This window comes from Mesorhizobium sp. ESP6-5, from assembly GCF_020164695.1.
Taxonomy (GTDB): Bacteria; Pseudomonadota; Alphaproteobacteria; order Rhizobiales; family Rhizobiaceae; genus Mesorhizobium; species Mesorhizobium australicum.
In genome coordinates, this window is sequence record NZ_JAIUGR010000002.1 from 1 (window position 1) to 14,493 (window position 14,493).

Sequence of the window (14,493 nt, forward strand, 5' to 3'; positions counted from 1 at the left end):
GATACTGTCGCGGTCGCGGTCGACGGCATTGGCGGCACTCATGGCGCCGGCTCCGTCACCGTCACCATCGTCGACGACCTGCCTGTGATTTCCTCTATTGAAAGCCAGATCGTTGCCAACTCTGCCGGCACGCATGACGGCAGCTGGTCACTTACGCCTGGGGCCGACGGATTGTCGACAATTGCGGTTTCATTGGCAAATCAGGCGAGTATACCGCTGATCGACCATTCAACCTCTACCTATGATGCGGCCACCGGCACTGCCCACTACACGGCCTTCTTCGATGCCGGAAGTACACAGCCTTATTTCACGGTCGCCATGAAATCGGATGGCACCTATACTTTTGAGGTGATCAATCCCGTACCCACCAAAGTGATAACGGATACAACCGCGCTGGGTGCCACCGGCCTTGGCGGCAATAGCAATAGTGTTTACCTGGAGCAAATAACCGTCAAGAATCATGTCGATGCTCCCCACACGGATATATTGTTCACTGGGAATTCCGGATGGATATCAGGTACAAATTTTGGCAGTTCCGCCACAGTAAATTCGAACAACAATGGCTTGGGCATCGGTAGTGGCCAGGCCATGGACCACAATGAATCGATAACTCTAAACTTCCTTCAGGGGGATGGCGACAATAATTCTTCAACCCATTCAACGACCAAAGTTGGCATGGACCATGTCATGATCAACTTCCTGCAAGGGTCTAATGGCGCTCCAATGACGGGCAGCTATGCCGTCCATGTGGTCACTTATGATCAGTCCGGGACTGCCCACGATCAGGGCAACATGAACATCGTCAACGGCGTTCTGGATTTCACCTCGTCCAACCTGATCTATGGCATCTCAGTTGTTAACATCGGCAATACAGGACTGATTGTTGCCGGTACCACCACCAGCGTAACAACCGCCATAGAGATACCAAACGACGTCGGGTTACATTTCAACGTCGACGTCGTGGATGGCGACGGCGACAAGGCCAGCCATGGCTTCGACATCGTGGTCGACGCCAATGATGGGCACCAGGCCACGCTCACCGGTGACGCTGCCTATGATCCCAATATCCTGTCGGGCGGACCGGGCGACGACCTTCTCATCTCTGCTCCGGGCTACAACATACTGACCGGCGGCGGTGGTGCCGATACGTTCAAGCTCGAGCACCTGGATATCAAGGACCTGATCACCGACTACAGTGGCGTCGGCGGCGAAGGCGACAAGATCGACCTGACCTCGCTGTTCAACACGCCGGTGGGAGGCGCCATCGCAGACTACGTGCGCTACGACCCCAGCACCAAGACGCTGAGCGTCGACGTCAACGGTACGACTGGCGGTGCCAATTTCGTGGATGTGGCTGTACTGCAGCATACGCCTGCGCCCGCGGCCGGCACCATCAACATCCTCTATGACGACGCAACACACACGCAGCAGCATGTTACGATTTAACGCTTCTGCGCGCTCGTGCTCCCATGCTATGCATTAGCGGACATGAAATGGCAATTTGGAGAGGGGCTTACATGAGAATTCGTTCAAGGTTGCTGATTTCGGCCACGGCGCTGCTGTTGGCGGGATCGACCGGCTTTGCCGCCGACATCATCGAGGGACCCGTGGCCGACTATTGTCGCACCGTTGGAACCTCCAATCTGGTGCTGACCGACAACACGGTCGACCTCACGAAACAGGTCGTCAAGCTGATGGACGAGTCGGTTGCCGTCGCCAACAGCCCGGAATGGATCAACTCGTCCCGGCCGGTCTTCGTCTGGGCGTCGGAAGCCAAGGTCGCTTGCGGCATGGCTTACGGCTACCTGAAGACGAATTACAAGGACGAAGACACGCTCAATAAATGCGAGTGTTTTCACGACCGTATGGTCGAGTACATGAACTGACCGCAAGAGCGAAAGCGCGCAGGCAGAACATGGAATGTGACCAGCCGGTCCACGGCCCGCGGACATGGGTGGTTGCTTGCGCGCTGGCGCTATCGCTGTTCGGCTGCCAATCCAAAGGCTCGGTGTCGGACGCGCTCGACCCCGCTGCCATCCAGGTCGCCAATCAGCCGGCTGCTGTTGTTGCTGTGGCAAACGCAAGCCAGGCGACGCAGTCCCTCGGCACGGGACCCACGAAAGTCGCCATGCTGCTGCCGCTGTCCGCTTCCGGATCAGCGGGCGAAAACGGCAAAAAGATGCTCGACGCCGCCAAGCTCGCCATGACGGACCTCGGTAATCCCCTGCTGACGCTTACCGTCGAGGACACAAGGGGAGACGCGGCTTACTCCCAGCAACTGGCGGTAAAGGCCATAACTTCGGGAGCGAAAGTGGTCATCGGCCCGACCGACCTGCCGGCGGCGCAGCATGTCGCGAAACTGTCGGGCTCGAACCGGCCGGTGGTTCTGGCTCTCGCGGACAATTTTGCCGGCGGCCCGGGCGTCTATGCGGTATGCCTTGGCGAGGCGGACAGCGCCGCGGCGGGCGCCGGCGCAATCGCGGCCAAGGGCGGCAAGAAATTCGTCCTGCTGGTGCCAGCGGGCGCGGGTGCCGATATTGCCGAAAAACACGTCGCCAACAGCCTCAGCGTGTACGGCGCCGCACTTGCGATCACCATCCCCTACACGAGCGCCGACAGCGCGGCAAAGGCGGTCGCGGACATGGGCTCGCTGGTTGACGCCCCCGACGCCGTGATCGTCGCCAGCGGCGACAGCAATCCATCGCCAATCCTGATCGCCCTGAAGGCAAAAGGCATCCCTGGAAAATCAACCTCCGTGGTTGGCACGAACCGCTGGCTGGAGCACCCGACCAGTCCGCTTTTCGAAGGCGCCTATATCGCGACGCTCGACCAACATGAAACAGGCCCCATTTCGGATCGTTTCAAGGCAAGCTTCAATTACCAGGCCGACGTCAATGTCGCTTATGCCTATGATATGGTCGCCCTTACTGCGGGGATCGCGAGCGCTGCCGGACCCAATGGCTTCAACAGGCAGGTTTTCGAGAACCCGAATGGCTTTCGCGGATCGACCGGCTTGTTCAGGTTCCGCGCGGATGGATCCAGCGAACGCTCGATGCCGTTTTACCGGATAGAAAAAGGTGCGCTCAAACTGGTTGCCAAATCGACGTCCAGCTTCTAGCGAATTGGACGCGGGCGGCCCGATGGGACATTGGGGGCGCGTTCGCATGATGATCGCGCTCGCGGGCATCGAGCTTCTCATCGGTATCCTGCTGCTGGTCAAGGCAGCGACCCTGTTCCCCGTCGAACGAAGCCTCACCGACCCAGCCCCTGACGTCGGCGATGACGTCGCGCGACATCCGGCTCGATCGATCGTCAACTCAGCCCGCAAGATTGCCGAGGATCTCATCGCACCGCCGCAGATCGAGGGATCGGAGATGGAGCGGGTGGAACCTCGTTTGCCGCTTGGCGACCTCGGCCTCGCATCACGCCCCAGGTCATGGATGCCCAGGGATTGGCGGGAAACATTGCTTTACGATCCAGTGGCCACGTCGTCGGCTGGTTTCGACTCCATGGGGCGGAAACTGTTCATCAGTGGAACCCAGGGCGTCCAGACCGACAGGGTCTGCCTGTTTCACGAGAGCGCGTGGCCATGCGGACAGCGGGCCTACGCGGCTTTCAACAACTGGATGCGCGGGCGAGCGCTGAACTGCTTCGTGCCTCCGGTGGTCGACCGCTTCCCTGTCGCGGTGACATGCAGGCTGGGCAAACAGGATGTCGGTGCCTGGCTGGTATCGAATGGCTGGGCGCTGGCCTTGCCGAGCGGCATCTATGGCAAGGCCGAAGCAACAGCCAGGGCGGCGGAGATGGGAATCTTCGGCCCGCCATAGGCGACAGCACCGGATTCGCCACAAAGGGCAGCATCCTCCGTTCAGAAGCTTGGCGATCTAACCAACGTGTCAAATTGTATTGTTCTTCGAAACCGAAATCGTAACTTGCCGGTCTTATGCTTGGCGATCGAACGGAGATCGACGATGAGCAATGCAGCAGCTGATGTCCCGGTCCATCATGAATGGAAGACCATTGCCTGGCTGGCATTTCTTGGAACCGTCGGCAGCCTGTGCGTGTCCCTCGTCCTGAACTATCTGCTGTTGTTCAGCGAGGCGCTGACGCCTTTCGGGCGCGGCATGATCACGGCAACACTTTTGCCTGTGGTGATCTGCCTGCCGCTGTTTGTGTTCATAGGCCTGAAACTGGCCGAGATCCGTCGCTATCGGCGGGAACTCAACCGGGCCGCGACCTTCGATACGCTGACCGGTTGCCTGAACGGGAGGGTCTTCACGTCGCTGATCGAGAGACGGGCGATCAGGTCTTCCCCACAAGGCGAGCGATCGGGCGCCTTCCTGGTCATTCATCCTGAACACCTGAACGCCATCAACTTGCGCTTCGGCCTGAACTGGGGCGACGAGGCCTTGCGCCTGATCGCTTCAACCATCCGGTCTTGCGTGCGCTCGCAAGACATCGTCGGCCGCATAGGTGCCTCCATGTTCGGTGTGTTCCTTCCCGGAACGAGCGAGGCCGAAGCAAGGACGGTTGGCGAGCGTATCCGTGCCACTGTCTCGCAGGTCTATTTCGCCCCTCAGGGAGCCGAGGAGATCCTGGCCGTGTCCGTCGGGGGCGTGGTTTTCGAGCAGGACCTGGACTTCGAGGACATGTTCCGGCCTGCCGAAGAGAGCTTGTCAGGCAAAAGCGGTTTTGGATTGTCGCGTATTCAACGCGCTTCAATCTGACGAGCCCGCAGCATTCCGTCGCCAATAGGCGGAAGGCGTGCCCTGCCCGGCAAATGGGCGGCACGCCTTGGGATCCCCTCGTGATCGCGAGACGGGCTCGTTGCTTTTCGAAGCCGGCTTATGCAATCGTGGCCATGGACGCCAGCCTGCCGCTTACACCGGCATGCCACCGACCAAGATCTCCGGACCCGACCTCGATGGCTGGTGTATCGACGGAACAGAATGAAATTTTACTCAGCCGCCGAGCGGATTGCCTTTATCGCCACGCTCATTGCGGTCTTGGTGCTCGCGTTGCTGCCGATATCTCGCCTCGACGAATTCGGCATCGATATCGGCTTCCACTACGACAAGGCCAACCATGCGAGCGCCTTCGCGATCCTGGCGTTTCTGGGAAGTCTGGGCTGGCCGGGCCGCAAGAAGAGGCTGATCATCTTCCTCGCCCTGGTTGGAGCCGCGATCGAAATCCTCCAGGGCACGTCGCTGATAGAGCGTGATCTCGACGTGTTCGACTGGATCGCCGATTGCGTCGGCATGGCTTGCGGACTTCTGGCGGCAATCTGCGCGAACTGGATTTCGCGACGTGCATTGAGATAGCCAAATCAGCAAGTTGGCGCTGAAGGTGAAGGTCTACCGCGAACTGCGCGATCGCGAGCGGGATCGTCGCGTGCCTGTGCTGAAAATGGGCCCGCTCTATTTCCTCTGGGCCTCGGCCAAACACCGGTCCCACGGACACGATCAGAAAACCTAAGCGGTCCGCCGATGGCTGCCGGACGCTTCAACTCGCGGTGACGGTCGGACGCGTCAACTCGCCTCGCGCATCGCCTCTGCCGCCTGCAAATCGACAGAGACAAGCTGACTGACGCCCTGCTCGGCCATGGTCACGCCGAACAGCCGGTCCATGCGGGCCATGGTGATGGGATTGTGGGTGATGATGACGAAACGCGTCTCGGTGGTCTTGGCCATCTCGTCCATAAGATTGCAGAAGCGCTCGACATTGTGATCGTCGAGCGGCGCATCGACTTCGTCGAGCACGCAGATCGGTGCCGGGTTGGTCAGGAAGACGGCGAAGATCAGCGACATCGCAGTCAGCGCCTGCTCGCCGCCCGACAGCAGCGTCATGGTCTGCGGCTTCTTGCCGGGCGGTCGGGCAAGAATCTCCAGGCCCGCCTCCAGCGGATCCTCGGATTCGATCAGCTGCAATTCCGCCGTGCCGCCACCGAACAGATGCGAGAACAGTCGCTGAAAGTGGCTGTTGACGACATCGAAGGCGGCCAGCAGCCGTTCGCGGCCTTCACGATTGAGGCTCTGGATCGCTTGCCTGAGCTTGCGGATCGCTTCGATAATGTCCTCGCGCTCGGAAACGATCGCCTCCAGGCGCTCGGAAAGCTCCCTCTGCTCTTCCTCGGCACGCAGATTGACGGCGCCGAGCCGTTCGCGCTCGACCTTCAGCCGATCCAACTGGCGTTCGATCTCGGGCATTTCGGGCATCGGATCGTCGGCTTCCAGGCCGGTGTGGCGGATGACCAGATGCGGCGGCGTGTTCAACGTTTCCTGGATGCGCGCCTCGACCTCCAGCCGGCGTTCGTCGGCCGCCGTCAGCCGTTCTTCGGCGCGGGCGCGGGTTTCGCGCGCTTCGGCCAGCGACTGGATGGCTGATGTGGCCGCCTTGTCCAGTTCGGCCTGCCTGTTCTCCGCCTCCTGCAACCGGTCGGCGGCCGCCTTGCGCAAGCTTTCGGCCTCGGTGAGTTGCGACAGCAGCGCACGCCGCTTGGCGTCGATCTCGTCGGGCGCATCGGCCAGCCGTTCGCGCTCGGCCTCGGCCTCTGCCTTGCGTTCGGCGAGCGATGCGATCTGCGTCGAGGCGTTTTCGGCGCGCACCAGCCAGTTGCTGCGTTCGGCACCTATGGCGTCAAGCCGGCGTGTGCGTGCCTCGGCTTCTCGCCGCAAGCCCTCGTGGACGGCGCGCGCGTCTGCAAGCGCGGCGCGGTCGCGCGAGACATTGGCCGAGGACTGTTCGAGCTGCAATTGCAGGTCGCCGAGGTCGGGCGCATCCTGCAGCAGCATCTCGGCCTCGACGAAAGCCGCTGACGTCTCCTCATGGCTGTCGACGATGCGGGCGCGCGCCTCGTCCAGCGCGGCACGCCGGCTCGATAGTTCACCGCCGGCCTTTTCGGCCTCGGCCAGCGCATTGCGGGCGGCGTCCAGCCGGTGCTGGGCCTCACGTCCCGCCTGGCGCGTGTTGCGTTCGGCTTCGCTTGCCTGGCGGAGCGCCTGCTCGGCCTGCGCTAGCGCTTCCTCGGCCTGGCGCAGCACAAGCGTCGCCTGCACCGCTTCGGCATCGAGTTCGGCAAGCCGGTTCTTCTGTGCCAGCCTTTGTGCCGCGGCGGTCGGTGCATCGGCGCTGGCGGTCAGGCCGTCCCAGCGCCACAGCGCACCCTGGCGGCTGACCAGGCGCTGGCCTGGAGCCAGAAGCCCCTGCAACCGGCGGCCGTCAGCGGCCTCGACGATGCCGATCTGCGCAAGACGTCGGGCTAGTTGCGCCGGCGCGCGAACCACGCTGGCAAGGCTCTTGATCCCTTCCGGAAGCGCGGCATCGCCGGGCTGGATTTCGCTTTCGCCCCAATGCGCCGGTGCACTGCGGTCGAGCGGCACGTCGAGGTCTTCGCCAAGGGCCGCCCCCAGTGCCGTCTCGAAGCCGCGCTCGACGCTGATCTGCTCCAGCACCGAAGGGAAGAGATCGCCGCTGGCCGCGTTCAGGATCTTGGCCAGCGTGCGCGCTTCGGTCTCGATCCGCGCCAGCTCCGCCTTGGCGTCCTGAAGCGGCGGGCGGGCAGCGCTTTCAGCGCCACGGCCGTCGATGACCGACTGTTCAGCCTGCTCCACCGCTGCCTCGGACTCCTCCAGCAATGCCATCGCCTGCTCGACCAGTACCTGCTTCTCGGCCGGATCCGGCAAGCCGGCGACCTTGGAGAGGATGTCCGACAATTCGCGGTCGACGTCGGCGAGTTGGCGGGCGAAGCGGTCGCGACGCTCCGCGGTTTCGCGCAAAGTCCGTTCGATCTGGTGGCGCGAGGCGGCGGCCTCGGCGCGCTCGGCGGTCAGCGCGGCAAGTTTGGCTTCGCTTTGCGCAAGCGTCGAGGCGGCCTGTTCGAATACAGCGCGGGTGGTGGCCTCACGCTCGGCGGCACCGGCGTTTTCGGAGTTCAGCGTGGCCTCTTCCGCACGCAGGCGCTCGAGAACGTCGGCATTGTCGCGCACCATCCGCTCTTCGCGGGCAATGTCGCCGTCGAGCTGCTGCAGCCGACGTTCGAGTTCGGCCTGCCGGTTGCGGATACGGCCAGCTTCTTCCTCGATCTGCGACCTGGCGATCGACAGGCGCTGGAAAGCCGCGGCAGCCGCGGCTTCCGCGTCGCGCAGGTCAGGCAGGCGATGGGCGGAGATGCCTTGCTCCTTGGCCGCGTTCATCTGCGTGGCGGCGCGGTCGCCGACGAGCGCCGTGGCCGTGGCCAGCGCCGAACGCGCCTCGCCTTCCTGTGTCTTGGCCAGCGTCCAGCGCAGGTGCAAGAGCGTTGCTTCGGCCTTGCGGATGTCGGCCGACAGGTTCTTGAAGCGGGAAGCCTGGCGCGCCTGGCGCTTGAGGCTTTCGATCTGGCTTTCCAGCTCGCCCACGACATCGTCCAGGCGTTCGAGGTTCTGCTCGGCCGCCTTAAGCCGCAATTCCGCCTCGTGGCGACGGGTGTGCAGGCCGGAAATGCCGGCCGCTTCTTCGAGCAGGGCGCGACGGGCCTGCGGCTTGGCCTGGATCAGTTCGCCGATACGGCCTTGCCCGACCATCGAGGGCGAGCGCGCGCCGGTCGACTGGTCGGCGAACAGAAGCTGCACGTCCTTGGCGCGCGCTTCCTTGCCGTTGATGCGGTAGAGCGAGCCGGCCTCGCGTTCGATGCGGCGCGACACCTGCAGTTCGTCGGCATCGTTGAAGGCGGATGGAGCCGAGCGGTCGCTGTTGTCGAGGAAAAGCGTGACTTCGGCGGTGTTGCGGGCGGGACGGGTGCCCGAGCCGGAAAAGATGACGTCGTCCATGCCGGACGCGCGCATGTTCTTGTAGGAGCTTTCGCCCATCACCCAGCGCAGCGCCTCGACCAGGTTCGACTTGCCGCAGCCGTTCGGCCCGACAATGCCGGTCAGGCCGCGTTCGATGACGAACTCGCCGGGTTCGACGAAGGACTTGAAACCAAGAAGGCGGAGGCGCGAAAACTTCATTCGCGCGCCTCATACACCGGTTCGGCAAGAGTGTACCGAGGTTTTGCGATAGGACGCAGAGCGCGCGAACGGATAGAGAGGCAAGCAGCGCCGGAGCGCTGCCGCTTCAGCACTGAGCCGATGTCAGAGCAGAGGGTCGATGATGGCCGACATTTCCTCAATCGACATCGCCCCTTTGTAGGTCTTACCGTTGATGAAGAAGGTCGGCGTCGAGTCGACCTTGAATTCATTGGCGCCACGCTTCTGAACCGATCTCACATCGTCCAGAAGTTTCTGGTCCGTCAAGCAGGCCTCGAAGGACTCCTGTGTAAAACCGGCAAGCTTGGAAATTTGCAGCAGCGCTTCCTTGGTGTTCGACACGCCGACCCAGTTCGCCTGCTGCCTGAACAGCACGTCGACCATCGGGAAATAGTTATCCTTGGCGCAACGCGCCAGCATGAAACCGGCTTCGGCGCTCGGATCGAATGGGAATTCGCGCAGGATGTAGCGCGCCTTGCCGGTATCGATGTACTTGGTCTTCAAATCCGGAAAGGTGGTCTCGGCGAAATGCGCGCAGTGCGGGCAGGTCATCGAGGCGTATTCGACGATGGTGACCTTGGCGTCATCCTTGCCGAGCTGCTTGTCGGGCAGCGCGCCCGGCTTCATCAGTTCGGTCATGTCGACGGTGCCTTGCGCTTCCGGCACCTGGACCGCGGCGGGCGTGGCCGGCTTTGCGGGCGTTGCCGGGTTCGCGGGCTTGACATCCGCGGCCTTCGCCTCTTCGCCGGAATCACTGCAGGCGGCGAGCAGGGCCACCGCCGGGATTGCGGCCAGCGATGTCAGGACGTTTCTGCGAGAGAAGCTTTGGCCAAACGGGGGACGGCTCATACGAATCACCTGATAAGAGTTGGATTTTGCAATGCAAAGGCACGAAAAGGCGAGAGTTGGCGCGAATTAAGGCATCCCTGTCCCCAATCCAATCGTGAAACCTGACAAGGGCGATCACGAATGCGCGAGATTAACGACAAACCTATGACCGTTTCCAATCAGAACCAAGGGGATCGTCTCCGTTTGGGCCGACCGGGGCAACTGTAACCGTTCCACTTCGCCCTTGGCCAGACGGCCTCGGGATAGTCCCTGGGGTCATTGCAGCCGTCTAGGCTTTCCTTGCGCCCAGAATGGTCGCCCCCAGCCGTTCCAGCGAGGCGCGCAGCCCGTCATCCTCTATAAGCCCGACAGTATCGGACAATTTCGCCTTTTCGGCCGCGCTCAACGCCCTGAGGGTGGGTTTGGGCCGGGCTCTTCCCGAGCTTATCGGCTTCTGCACGATCCTGATGCGGCCTATCGCCCTGAAACCCAGGAAGGCGTTGACCCGGTTGATGATCTCGCCGGTCTCGTGCTGCAGATGAAGCGCGGCCATGCCTTCGCAGGCGATGACCAGTACGGCCGGCTCGAACGGATCATCCTCGTGCAGGCGGCGCGGCCACTGGATCTTTTCGGGCCGCGAGTGGATGGCCAAGCGCGGTCCGGCAATCTCTTCCCACGACTGGACGAGACCGATCGAGATGCCTGCCCGCTTGCGCAGCACCGGGTCGAGGATGTCGGTGGCGAGATCGCTCACCGGAACGGGATTGCCGAAGCGCCTTTTCCCTGCCATGTGCGTTCTCCAGCCACGACCCAGCAGATACCGGCCAGGCCAACGCAAGATCAATGGCACCAGCAGACCAGACCCGCAAGGCCCAGACCAGCAAGGTCATCTCGGATGATACGGCGTCGCGCCTGCTCGCCTGGTATGACGCGCATCATCGCGAATTGCCGTGGCGCGTGACCCCGCGCGAGCATGCACGCGGTGTGCGGCCCGATCCCTACCGTATCTGGCTGTCGGAGGTGATGCTGCAGCAGACCACCGTCGAAGCGGTGAAATCGTACTTCCTCGCCTTTGTCGAGAAATGGCCCGATGTCGAAGCGCTGGCCGCGGCGCCGACGGAGGATGTGATGAAAGCCTGGGCGGGGCTCGGTTACTACTCCCGCGCCCGCAACCTCAAGGTCTGCGCGGATCTGGTGGCGGCGCGCGGCGGCCGGTTTCCGGACACCCAGATCGGACTTCGAGAATTGCCGGGGATCGGCGCCTATACATCGGCGGCAATAACGGCCATCGCCTTCGACCGCCACGCTGCCGTCGTCGACGGCAATGTCGAACGCGTCATCTCACGGCTGTTTTCGATCACGACGCCGCTCAGCGAAGCCAAGGCCGAGATACGGGTCCATGTCGAGCGCATGATGCCGGCGACAAGGCCCGGCGACTTTGCCCAGGCGATGATGGATCTCGGCGCCACGATATGCACTCCGCGCCGGCCGCGCTGCATGCTGTGCCCGCTGCGCGAGGACTGCAGCGCCGTTGTTTCAGGAGATCCCGAAAATTTCCCGGTGCGGCTGCCGAAGGCCGACAAGCCGCTGCGGCGGGGGGCTGCTTTCGTTGCCATGCGCGACGACGGTGCCATTCTTTTGCGCAAGCGGCCAGAGAAAGGGCTGCTCGGCGGCATGACGGAAGTGCCGACCACCGCCTGGACGGCGCGGATGGACGGAGCCACCACAGAGGCGGCAGCGCCCTTTGCCGGCGACTGGCGGCACGCCGGGACAATCGCGCATGTGTTCACCCATTTCGCGCTCGAACTCGAAGTCTTTCGCGCCCACATCAAAGGTGATGCCCTGGCAGGGCATTTCTGGTCGCCCGCCCATGAGATTTCAGGCGAGGCGCTGCCCACCGTCATGAAAAAGGCAATCGAGGCTGCGATACCCGGCGCGACGAAAAAACCGTCGCCATTGAGTGCAAAGAGGCCCCATGACTGAAATCCGCCACATCGTTTTCGACATCGGCAAGGTGCTGATCCATTACGATCCGAACATTCCCTTCAGCCGCCTCATTCCCGACGACGAAGAGAGAAAGTGGTTCTTCGACAATATCTGCACGCATGACTGGAACATAGAGCAGGATCGCGGCCGGACGTGGGAAGAGGCCGAAGCGCTGCTGATCGCAGAGCACCCCGAGCACGCCGAAAACATCCGCAATTTCCGTCGCCACTGGCACGAGATGGTGCCGCATGCCTATGACGACAGTGTCGCCATAATGCTCGGCCTGATCGACAGCGGCCACGATGTGACGATGCTGACCAACTTTGCTTCCGACACGCTGGCCGAAGCGCGCGAACGCTTCGATTTTCTCGGCCGTCCGCGCGGCGTCACCATCTCGGGCGAGATCGGCAAGATCAAACCGGATCGTGGCATCTACGACCATCACGTGGCCGCGTTCGGCCTCGAGCCGTCGGCGACGCTGTTCATCGACGACAGCCAGAAAAATGTCGACGGCGCCAAGGCCGCCGGCTGGCAAGCGGTGCTGTTCACCGATGCCAGCACGCTTAAAGCAGACCTTGAGCGATTGGGGATAAGAGTGTGATCTCCATCGCTTGCGGCATCCGGTGAGACTTTGAATCAACGAATATGAGGCAGGCTGCAGGGGTCAGCCCCCTGCCCGTTCCATGCCAAGCCGGGCGATGCGGCGCAGTTCGTCGATGGGGGTAAGCCCGCCGCTGCGCTCATAATGCCAGAAGGTCCAGCCGTTGCAGGCGTCCAGTCCCTGCACCTCGGCGCCGATCTTGTGGATCGAGCCGGCGCTGTCGCCGATCGCGACGGTCCCATCGGCGCGAACCTTGGCGGCCCAGCGCTTCTTGGCGTCATAGAGCGTGGCGCCGGGCGTCATCAGCCCGGTGTCGATCAGGCTGACGAAGGCGACGCGCGGCTCCGCGCGCTTGCCGGTAAGCACGGTGAGATCCGCTTCGTCGAGTGGCCGCACGGCATCGATGCGCTCATTGGCGGCGTCGATATAGGCCTGCTCGCGCTCGATGCCGACAAAGTGACGGCCGAGGCGCTTGGCAACCGCGCCTGTCGTACCGGAGCCGAAGAACGGGTCGAGCACGACGTCCCCCGGCTTGGTCGAGGCCATCATGATACGGGCAAGCAGCGCCTCGGGCTTTTGGGTCGGATGCAGCTTGTCGCCATTCTCATTCTTCAGGCGCTCGCCGCCGGTGCAGATCGGGAATAGCCAGTCGGAGCGCATCTGGATATCGTCGTTCGACGCCTTCAGCGCTTCGTAGTTGAAGGTATAGCCCTTGCCCTTCTGGTCACGCGAAGCCCAGATCATCGTCTCATGCGCGTTCTGGAAGCGGCGGCCGCGAAAATTCGGCATCGGATTGGTCTTGCGCCAGACCACGTCGTTGAGAATCCAGAAGCCGAGATCCTGCATCTTGGCCCCGACGCGGAAGATGTTGTGATAGGAGCCAATGACCCAGATGGTGCCGTTGGGCTTCAGCACGCGGCGTGCCGCCAGCAGCCAGGCGCGGGTGAAAGCGTCATAGGCTTCGAAGCTCTCGAACTGGTCCCAGTCGTCGTCGACCGCATCGACCTTGGACTGGTCGGGACGGTGCAGGTCGCCGTCGAGCTGCAGATTGTAGGGCGGATCGGCAAAGATGACGTCGATCGACTTTTCCGGCAGGCGGTCGAGCGCCGCGACGCAGTCGCCTTTCAGGATCGTGTCCAGCCATTCGGATTGCTGGGGAGCGTGGGAGAGCTCGTCGAGAAGACGCACGGCTGACATTTTTACACCCAAGGCACGCGTTACTGTTTACTGCCCGTTATGGTTACCGATCAGCGTAAATATTCGGTGAAGCTTTATCGATGCCGTGGAGGAGTTTGCGAAGCCGTGTCCATTGGTGTATGCCGCGCCACTTGAGCCCTGAGCGGCCATTCCTCCACCCTCCATCGTCCGGATCACCATGCCCCAGCCAGACCTTGTCATCTTCGATTGCGACGGCGTGCTCGTCGATTCCGAAATCATCGCCGCGCGGGTCGAAGCTGAACTGATAACCCTGGCCGGATACGAAATCTCGGCGGAGGAGATTGCCGAGACCTATGCCGGCCTGACCTTCAAGGACATACTGATACGAATCGAGGAGAAGTCCAAAATCCCGTTCCAGGTGTCGCTGATCGACCGCGCCGAGGAACTGGTCGACCGCAAACTGCGCAGCGACGTGCGCGCCATCGAAGGCGTGCGCGAAGCGGTCGCCTCGGTCACGTCGCAACGCTGCGTCTGCTCCAACTCACGTTCGGAGCGGATCGAGTTCATGCTGGAGAAGGTGCATCTGTTGCCGTTCTTCGCCGGGCGCATCTTCTCGGCGATGGAAACGCCGACCGGAAAGACCAAGCCGGCTCCAGACGTGTTCCTGCATGCCGCCGAAAAGCTCGGCGTCAACCCGGCGAACACCTTCGTCATCGAGGATTCCGTGCACGGCGTCACCGGCGCCAAGGCCGCCGGCATGCGCGTGATCGGCTTTACGGGCGCCAGCCACAGCTATCCCGGCCATGCCGACGCCTTGACAGAGGCCGGTGCCGAGACGGTGATCCGCCGCTGGGCGGAACTGAAGAGCGTCATTGCCGCTCTATCGGAGTGGTCGGCGGATGCCTGAGATGCGTG

General features: G+C 62.5%; 13 protein-coding genes. 9 read left to right on the forward strand and 4 right to left on the reverse strand.

What is annotated here, in order from left to right; all coding sequences use genetic code 11:
- From LB524_RS02410 to LB524_RS02435, 6 genes are all read left to right on the forward strand, one after another.
- A partial coding sequence (locus LB524_RS02410) for a type I secretion C-terminal target domain-containing protein (protein WP_224523474.1) occupies positions 1–1,446 on the forward strand: 1,446 nt, incomplete at its 5' end.
- 71 nt (positions 1,447–1,517) lie between these two features.
- Positions 1,518–1,886 (forward strand): hypothetical protein, encoded by a 369-nt coding sequence (locus tag LB524_RS02415; protein WP_140661401.1) that lies wholly within the window; start codon positions 1,518–1,520, stop codon positions 1,884–1,886.
- A 29-nt stretch (positions 1,887–1,915) separates the two neighbouring features.
- Positions 1,916–3,118, forward strand: coding sequence for an ABC transporter substrate-binding protein (locus LB524_RS02420; RefSeq protein WP_224523476.1), 1,203 nt, complete (start codon positions 1,916–1,918; stop codon positions 3,116–3,118).
- 46 nt (positions 3,119–3,164) lie between these two features.
- Complete coding sequence (locus LB524_RS02425) at positions 3,165–3,827, forward strand: thermonuclease family protein (RefSeq protein ID WP_224523479.1); 663 nt, start codon at positions 3,165–3,167, stop codon at positions 3,825–3,827.
- Positions 3,828–3,947: 120 nt separating this feature from the next.
- On the forward strand, positions 3,948–4,727 hold the full coding sequence (locus LB524_RS02430; protein WP_224523481.1) for a GGDEF domain-containing protein: 780 nt from the start codon (positions 3,948–3,950) through the stop codon (positions 4,725–4,727).
- 222 nt (positions 4,728–4,949) lie between these two features.
- Positions 4,950–5,321 (forward strand): VanZ family protein, encoded by a 372-nt coding sequence (locus LB524_RS02435; RefSeq protein WP_224523484.1) that lies wholly within the window; start codon positions 4,950–4,952, stop codon positions 5,319–5,321.
- 207 nt (positions 5,322–5,528) lie between these two features.
- Here LB524_RS02435 and smc read toward each other — a convergent pair whose 3' ends face one another.
- The 3 genes from smc to LB524_RS02450 form a co-directional block, all read right to left on the reverse strand.
- Entirely contained in the window at positions 5,529–8,987 is a 3,459-nt protein-coding gene (smc, locus tag LB524_RS02440; protein ID WP_224523486.1) for a chromosome segregation protein SMC, read from the reverse strand.
- A 123-nt stretch (positions 8,988–9,110) separates the two neighbouring features.
- Positions 9,111–9,854: a DsbA family protein gene (locus LB524_RS02445; RefSeq protein WP_140617272.1), complete on the reverse strand. Its 744-nt coding sequence runs from the start codon at positions 9,852–9,854 to the stop codon at positions 9,111–9,113.
- A 268-nt stretch (positions 9,855–10,122) separates the two neighbouring features.
- A complete protein-coding gene (locus tag LB524_RS02450; RefSeq protein WP_140878153.1) occupies positions 10,123–10,623 on the reverse strand; it encodes a DUF721 domain-containing protein in 501 nt (166 codons plus the stop codon).
- A 53-nt stretch (positions 10,624–10,676) separates the two neighbouring features.
- Here LB524_RS02450 and mutY point away from each other — a divergent pair, with 53 nt between their 5' ends.
- The gene (gene mutY, locus LB524_RS02455; protein WP_224523489.1) at positions 10,677–11,816 is read left to right on the forward strand and encodes an A/G-specific adenine glycosylase; all 1,140 of its coding nucleotides are present in this window, start codon (positions 10,677–10,679) and stop codon (positions 11,814–11,816) included.
- A complete protein-coding gene (locus tag LB524_RS02460; RefSeq protein ID WP_224523491.1) occupies positions 11,809–12,420 on the forward strand; it encodes an HAD family hydrolase in 612 nt (203 codons plus the stop codon). The genes mutY and LB524_RS02460 overlap by 8 nt, the downstream gene beginning before the upstream one ends.
- 63 nt (positions 12,421–12,483) lie before the next feature.
- On the opposite strand, the gene LB524_RS02465 is transcribed toward LB524_RS02460, so the two are convergent.
- The gene (locus LB524_RS02465) at positions 12,484–13,617 is read right to left on the reverse strand and encodes a site-specific DNA-methyltransferase (protein ID WP_140617276.1); all 1,134 of its coding nucleotides are present in this window, start codon (positions 13,615–13,617) and stop codon (positions 12,484–12,486) included.
- A 178-nt stretch (positions 13,618–13,795) separates the two neighbouring features.
- Between LB524_RS02465 and LB524_RS02470 the strand changes: the two genes are divergently transcribed.
- Positions 13,796–14,485 (forward strand): HAD family hydrolase, encoded by a 690-nt coding sequence (locus LB524_RS02470; RefSeq protein ID WP_140617277.1) that lies wholly within the window; start codon positions 13,796–13,798, stop codon positions 14,483–14,485.
- The last annotated feature ends 8 nt before the right edge of the window (positions 14,486–14,493 follow it).

Excerpts from the sequence above, each read along its gene's own strand:
- LB524_RS02450 (WP_140878153.1), bottom strand. The coding sequence starts at position 10,623 with ATGGCAGGGAAAAGGCGCTTCGGCAATCCCGTTCCGGTGAGCGATCTC.
- mutY (WP_224523489.1), top strand. The coding sequence starts at position 10,677 with ATGGCACCAGCAGACCAGACCCGCAAGGCCCAGACCAGCAAGGTCATC.
- LB524_RS02435 (WP_224523484.1), top strand. The coding sequence starts at position 4,950 with ATGAAATTTTACTCAGCCGCCGAGCGGATTGCCTTTATCGCCACGCTC.
- LB524_RS02470 (WP_140617277.1), top strand. The coding sequence starts at position 13,796 with ATGCCCCAGCCAGACCTTGTCATCTTCGATTGCGACGGCGTGCTCGTC.
- smc (WP_224523486.1), bottom strand. The coding sequence starts at position 8,987 with ATGAAGTTTTCGCGCCTCCGCCTTCTTGGTTTCAAGTCCTTCGTCGAA.
- LB524_RS02425 (WP_224523479.1), top strand. The coding sequence starts at position 3,165 with ATGATGATCGCGCTCGCGGGCATCGAGCTTCTCATCGGTATCCTGCTG.
- LB524_RS02415 (WP_140661401.1), top strand. The coding sequence starts at position 1,518 with ATGAGAATTCGTTCAAGGTTGCTGATTTCGGCCACGGCGCTGCTGTTG.
- LB524_RS02460 (WP_224523491.1), top strand. The coding sequence starts at position 11,809 with ATGACTGAAATCCGCCACATCGTTTTCGACATCGGCAAGGTGCTGATC.
- LB524_RS02420 (WP_224523476.1), top strand. The coding sequence starts at position 1,916 with ATGGAATGTGACCAGCCGGTCCACGGCCCGCGGACATGGGTGGTTGCT.
- LB524_RS02445 (WP_140617272.1), bottom strand. The coding sequence starts at position 9,854 with ATGAGCCGTCCCCCGTTTGGCCAAAGCTTCTCTCGCAGAAACGTCCTG.
- LB524_RS02465 (WP_140617276.1), bottom strand. The coding sequence starts at position 13,617 with ATGTCAGCCGTGCGTCTTCTCGACGAGCTCTCCCACGCTCCCCAGCAA.